The following is a 1,104-nucleotide window of genomic DNA, read 5'->3' on the forward strand; positions in this document are numbered from 1 at the left end:
TTGCCGTACTGGTCCGGCCGGTGGACCGCGATGTACGGTTCGTGGCGCAGGCCGTAGACGGTCTCTCGGTAGTAGGAGATCGCCCTACGGTGCCCGGTGATGTCCAGGTCACCGCTCCACGCCGTCAACCATGGGTAGCGCCCTTCCATGTTGCGATCCTCGCCATCCGGTTCGCGCACCCGGCCTAGCCCTACTTCGCCCAGGTAATCCCAACCCGTCCAGGTGAAGTCGCCCAGGACGCGGGAGTTCTGCAGGACCAGCGGCCAGAGCACATCGATATGGCCGGGAAAGGTCTCCGTTCCGATGATCAGGCGGTCCGGGAAGAGCTCGCGATCCAGCTCGTAGCGGCCGTCACCATAGTTGATGCCAGCTGCGTCGAGGACAGAGAAGGATTCTTCGGTTCTGTTTGTGACCAACTCGGACGAGCTGATCCGGTTCATCATGTCGCCGGCGCTGCCCATCGCGTCGTTGACTCCGCCCGAGTCGCCCGCGGTGGTCGCCTGACGCATCATGCCCATGACGTCCTTCAGGGCAGCGACGAACCCGTTGATGCCGTTGGTGACGAAGCGATGCGGATCGTGGCGCCGAACGGTTTGTGCGAGGCGCCGGCCGATCTCTGCACCCATGGGCGACCCGGACTCCGGGATCTCGTTGCCGATGCTGTAAAAGATCACGCTCGGATGGTTTCGGTCCTTCAACACCATCGACTCGATGTCCCGCTCCCACCATTCGGGGAAGTCGAGGGAGTAGTCGAACGGGGACTTGCTCTCGGCCCACACGTCGAACGCCTCGTCCATGACGATCATCCCGAGACGGTCACAGGCGTCGAGCATTGCCACGCTCAACGGGTTGTGGGCGCTGCGGATAGCGTTGAATCCGGCCTCCTTGAGCAGTCGCACCCGGCGCTCTTCGGCGGCGGCGAGGGCTGCACCACCAAGCGGACCGTTGTCGTGATGGACGCACGCTCCGCGAAGCTTGACGGTTTCGTCGTTGATGCGCAGCCCGTGCGTGGGATCGAGTCTGATCGTCCGCACTCCGAGGGGCAGTTCGACGCTGTCGAGAGTTCGCGTGTCATGTGTCAAAGCGAGCCGGACGGTGTAGAGG

The 1,104-nt window shown here is 63.6% G+C and carries 1 protein-coding gene; it reads right to left on the minus strand.

Annotation, left to right across the window (positions count from 1 at the left end):
- Positions 1-1,082, minus strand: a 1,082-nt coding sequence (locus tag ACPYOG_RS19155) for a glycoside hydrolase family 2 TIM barrel-domain containing protein (RefSeq protein WP_481295727.1), incomplete at its 3' end; no start/stop codon positions are given.
- Positions 1,083-1,104: the final 22 nt, after the last annotated feature.

This window comes from Leifsonia sp. HAY1-4F (assembly GCF_056755275.1).